Genomic DNA, 4258 nt, shown 5'->3' with positions numbered 1-4258 from the left:
GTCAAGTCGCGGCTCTGTTTCAGCGCCATAGCAGGAACTATGACTTTTTCGCCCGTTATGGTGGTGAAGAGTTTGTGCTGATCCTGCCAGGCACAGACACAGCGTCCGCAAATAAAACACTGGAAAAGTTAAGGCTGGTAGTGGCTAACCATGAGTGGTTATTACGACAATTAACGGTCAGCATAGGTTTGGCCAGCGCTGATTTATTTGACGACAAAAAGCAGTTGCTCGAAGTCGCCGATCAGATGTTATACAAAGCTAAAACCCAAGGCCGCAATCAAACCAGTGTGTTCGCCACACTGTAAGAGATCTGTTCATGCTGCGCTGATCTCAAGACCTCATAAAAACTGAGGTCTTGCTTCGGTCGATAAGCTGGTCTGATATTGGCATTATTTATTCCTTTCAAATACATGGGTAATGCGACTTACACAGATTTTTTATGCTCTCTTGGACTCCATGTGAAGGAGATCGTCACATTCTTTACATATAGAAAATAGAGTTCTTTAGCCAGCTGCAATTTCAGATTAACCGATTCGGTAAGCTTTCTGCATTTCCGGAGACAACTTTTTTAGCCAGCTTGAGAGACTGAAGCCTTTTCTATCGGTACTATTTAATTTAGTAAAATACAGATGTTCATCCCAGCGAGGACCGAAATCTACTTCTGCAAGACTTACAAGCTGTTTGTTTCTGCGAAGACGATGCTTTTGATGGTAATCTTCGGCGGGCCAAAAATAACCATTTTGTTCTCCGGCCTCAATCACCTCGGGAGATTTCTCCTTTCCAATCGCTTGAATCAGTTCTTCAGCTACTTGTTTTTGCTCCAGATCAAAAACAAAAAGTATCTGGCGATACTGGCCCTGCTTTCTACCATGAACAGACCATGATTCAAAACTTCCAAGAAGTTCCCTGTAGCTGATTTGGTCTTTATCGTAGATCACTCTGACGACTTCGGCGTGTCCGTTGATGTTGCGGTAACTCGGATCCAGAGTTGATGCTCCAGCGTAGCCAACACGTGTTTGCACTACTCCCTGCGTCCCTCCAAAATTAGAATCCGGTCCCCAAAAGCAACCCATGCCGAAAACCGTTTGACTAAGCTTCCCGATTTTCAATGCTTCTTCGATTGCTTCAGGGGTTGCAAATTCATAGCTTTCAACACCGTCTTCTTTATTCATTTTTAGATCCGACATATTTTTCTCCTAACTTTCAAGAATTGTAGCCACTCCCATTCCTCCCGCCGTGCAAACGACGATAAGGCCACGTTTTCCAGGACCAGCTGAGTGCAGTATCTTTGCTAAAACTCCGACGATCTTAGCGCCAGTAGCCGCAAACGGATGCCCAAGGGCAATGCTACTTCCACGGACATTTAGCTTCGAGCGGTCAATTTTTCCGAGAGGCTCTGATCGTCCCAAACGTGTTTTGCAGTATTCAGCAGACTCCCACGCCTTCATCGTGCAGAGCACTTGTCCAGCGAACGCCTCGTGAATTTCGTAAAAATCAAAATCCTGAAGCTTTAAGCCGTTTCGCTTCAATAATTCACTGACCGCCACAGTTGGAGCCATGAGCAAACCTTCGCCAGCGACGTAATCCACGGCAGAAGTATGAGAATCCACAATCTTGGCCAACAGCGGCCAATTATTCTTTTTAGCCTCTTCTTCGGAAGCCAAAAGAACGGTGGACGAGCCATCCGTGAGTGAACTCGAGTTGCCTGCCGTCAGAGTTCCTTTTTCGGATCGATCAAATGCTGGCTTTAGCTTTGCCAACTTCTCTAAAGTCGTATCGCCACGCATGATTCCATCCGTACTTTTTCCTAAAAATGGAAAAACGAGATCGGCATAAAAGCCGTCTTTGTACGCTTTCGCGGCGTTCAGATGGCTTGCCAGAGCCAGCTCGTCTTGCTCTTGCCGGGAAATTTTCCATTCTTTGACCATCAACTCACAATGTTCACCCATTGACTTCCCTGTTCGCGGTTCAACGACGGCGGGTGGCACGGGTTTTAAATCGCTCGGCCTAAAGCTCAAAAAGATTCTTAGTTTCTCGCCGAGTGTTCTGGCCGAATTCAATGCAACGAGCTTCTGCGAGAACGAACGAGTCACCATAATTGGCAAGTCGCTATTGCTATCCACGCCGCCCGCAATACCGCTCTCGATTTGGTAGCTGGATATTTTGTGTGCGATCTGAATCGTAGTTTCTAAACTGGTACCGCAAGCCCGCTGCACGTTATATGCTGGCGTATTCGGATGTAAGCCAGAAGCCTGAACAACTTCACGCGCAAAGTTCCAGTTGGCCGAACTTTGCATGAGTGCACCCAGAGCCACGTCACCCACGACTTTGCCCTTTAAGTTATATCTTTCGACTAAACTTTTCAGGCTAGCGGTCATAAGCTCTGGCGTGGTGACATCTCGATAGGCAGTCATTGATTTCATAAATGGAATACGGACGCCACCTACGACATAAGTAGTTCTCGTTTTCATAATTTCACCTCCGGCTTTGTGTGCCGTTCAAAAACTTCTCCGACCTTCACGTCGTACGATTCAAAAATGTAGTCTTTGCCAAGCATCTTGGCTTTTTTGTGTTCGGGATGCTTATCCCAAGCATCGAAAGCTTCTCTGGTAAGGAACTCGACAATTAGAACATCTTCACCGTTAGGAGAAGAAAACCGCTCATGGCTTCCGTAACCAGGAATGGCTTCGACAAGCGCGGACATCTCGGCGTATCTTCTTTCAAACTCCCCACCGTGCTCCTTGGCAACACGACTGCGGAAAACTGCTATAATCATTGATCTGACTCCTTACTAAGCTAATTACAATCCTCAAAAAAAAGATCTCGTTATTTCATCGAAGCTTCCAACCACTTGTCGAGATCCTTGAACTTGGGGTTTCTCAGCTTCTTTGTCCCAACCAGTATTGTCGGGAAATTTAACTTTCCAGTAGTATAAAGGGATCGCAGTTCATCAGCTGCCGCGTCGTCTTCGTGAACATCTAAAAAATCAAACTCGATTCCTTTTTCTTTCAAGTACGACTGGTAAATCTTGGTTTTGTGGCAGTCCTTATGACCGAACAGCTTAATCCCCACGACCCCCTCCATTTTCTAAAATTACTCTACAAACTTCAACGACTCCGAGTTGATGCAGAATCGAGCCCCAGAGGGCTCAGGACCGTCTGGAAAAACGTGCCCTAAGTGGGCTTCGCACACATTGCATAGCACTTCGATTCTTCGTCCGTAAGTCGTGTCCAGTTCATATTGAATTACGTTGTCGGCGACGGGCTCAGAAAAACTCGGCCAACCTGTTCCCGAATCAAACTTAACGTTCGAGTCAAAGAGTTCGGTGTCGCAGCCCGCGCAGGCATACCGTCCTGCCTCATAAAATGAACAGAGTTCCCCAGTGTGAGGGCGCTCGGTGCCTTTCTTCCGCATGACATTAAATTGAGCGGGCGTCAGAATTTTTTTCCACTCTTCCTCGCTCTTTTCTACTTTTCTAGGAGGAGCGGGAGTGCCGTTATCGAGATAGTTGTTAATGCTTTCCCAGTTGAACATAAATTTGCTCCTTTATTTTTGGGTTTGTTCTTTAGCTATCAATCCACGCGAAGAAGTCAGTCGCGCTACCAATGAATTTTCCATCCACAAAAACTTGCGGAACAGTTTGAAGGTTGGTTTTTTTCTTCAACTCATCATAAGTCTTGGGATCGTCATCCACGCGAATTTGTTTAAAATCAACTTTTTCAGAAGTTAAGTACTCCTTCACGCGTTTACTAAACGGACAATGGTCTTTTGTGTAGATGACAACGTTCTTAAGTTCTTTCATTTTTTCCTCTTTCGTTTGATTCATGGTTTAATCTCTCTCAAAATGGCACGTGTACCCGTGGGGATTCTTCTTCAAATAGTTTTGGTGATACTCCTCAGCGTCATAAAACTCTTTTTCCAAGGCTACCGTCGTGACCACGGGATTCTCGAAGCGACCGATCTCATTGACCTCATCAATCACGTTTTCGATAATCGCTTTCTGTGCATCGTCACGATAGAACGCTGCCGAGCGATACGAAGTGCCAACATCATTTCCTTGGCGATTCTTCGTAGTCGGATCATGGATTTTGAAAAAGTAATGTAGAATCTCTTCGAGAGATATTTCGTCTTGGTCGTATTCCACGCGAACCGCTTCGGCGTGCCCCGTTTTCCCTGTTATAATATCGGCGTAGGTAGGATCATCAAAATCTCCGCCAGAGTAGCCCACCTTCGTTGACGTCACACCGTCCAGACTCCT

8 protein-coding genes are annotated in these 4258 nt (G+C 45.9%); 1 reads left to right on the top strand and 7 read right to left on the bottom strand.

Features of this window, described 5'->3' with window-relative positions:
- On the top strand, nt 1-305 hold a 305-nt coding region (locus L1272_RS22665; protein WP_235374342.1), incomplete at its 5' end, for a GGDEF domain-containing protein.
- A 219-nt stretch (nt 306-524) separates the two neighbouring features.
- On the opposite strand, the gene L1272_RS22660 is transcribed toward L1272_RS22665, so the two are convergent.
- From L1272_RS22660 to msrA, 7 genes are all read right to left on the bottom strand, one after another.
- Nucleotides 525-1187 (bottom strand): peptide-methionine (S)-S-oxide reductase MsrA, encoded by a 663-nt coding sequence (locus tag L1272_RS22660; protein WP_001281573.1) that lies wholly within the window; start codon nt 1185-1187, stop codon nt 525-527.
- 9 nt (nt 1188-1196) lie between these two features.
- Entirely contained in the window at nt 1197-2471 is a 1275-nt protein-coding gene (locus L1272_RS22655) for an acetyl-CoA C-acetyltransferase (protein ID WP_069453486.1), read from the bottom strand.
- Nucleotides 2468-2776 carry an antibiotic biosynthesis monooxygenase family protein gene (locus L1272_RS22650; protein WP_002122973.1) on the bottom strand — a complete coding sequence of 103 codons (309 nt, stop codon included), beginning with the start codon at nt 2774-2776 and terminating at the stop codon, nt 2468-2470. The genes L1272_RS22655 and L1272_RS22650 overlap by 4 nt, the downstream gene beginning before the upstream one ends.
- A 50-nt stretch (nt 2777-2826) precedes the next feature.
- Nucleotides 2827-3072: a glutaredoxin family protein gene (locus L1272_RS22645; protein WP_025467194.1), complete on the bottom strand. Its 246-nt coding sequence runs from the start codon at nt 3070-3072 to the stop codon at nt 2827-2829.
- Nucleotides 3073-3093: 21 nt separating this feature from the next.
- Nucleotides 3094-3534 (bottom strand): peptide-methionine (R)-S-oxide reductase MsrB, encoded by a 441-nt coding sequence (gene msrB, locus L1272_RS22640; protein WP_000483554.1) that lies wholly within the window; start codon nt 3532-3534, stop codon nt 3094-3096.
- 31 nt (nt 3535-3565) lie between these two features.
- Entirely contained in the window at nt 3566-3826 is a 261-nt protein-coding gene (locus L1272_RS22635) for a glutaredoxin (protein ID WP_001076938.1), read from the bottom strand.
- 3 nt (nt 3827-3829) lie between these two features.
- On the bottom strand, nt 3830-4258 hold a 429-nt coding region (msrA, locus tag L1272_RS22630; RefSeq protein WP_235374341.1), incomplete at its 5' end, for a peptide-methionine (S)-S-oxide reductase MsrA.

Source organism: Pseudoalteromonas sp. PAST1 (assembly GCF_021532515.1).
In the GTDB taxonomy this organism is placed as follows: domain Bacteria; phylum Pseudomonadota; class Gammaproteobacteria; order Enterobacterales; family Alteromonadaceae; genus Pseudoalteromonas; species Pseudoalteromonas simplex.
Note: the sequence above shows the minus strand (reverse complement) of the source record. Positions and strands in the feature narration are given on the sequence as shown.

Coding starts and splice junctions, on each gene's coding strand:
- L1272_RS22660 (WP_001281573.1), bottom strand. CDS start 1,187: ATGTCGGATCTAAAAATGAATAAAGAAGACGGTGTTGAAAGCTATGAA.
- L1272_RS22655 (WP_069453486.1), bottom strand. CDS start 2,471: ATGAAAACGAGAACTACTTATGTCGTAGGTGGCGTCCGTATTCCATTT.
- L1272_RS22650 (WP_002122973.1), bottom strand. CDS start 2,776: ATGATTATAGCAGTTTTCCGCAGTCGTGTTGCCAAGGAGCACGGTGGG.
- msrB (WP_000483554.1), bottom strand. CDS start 3,534: ATGTTCAACTGGGAAAGCATTAACAACTATCTCGATAACGGCACTCCC.
- L1272_RS22635 (WP_001076938.1), bottom strand. CDS start 3,826: ATGAATCAAACGAAAGAGGAAAAAATGAAAGAACTTAAGAACGTTGTC.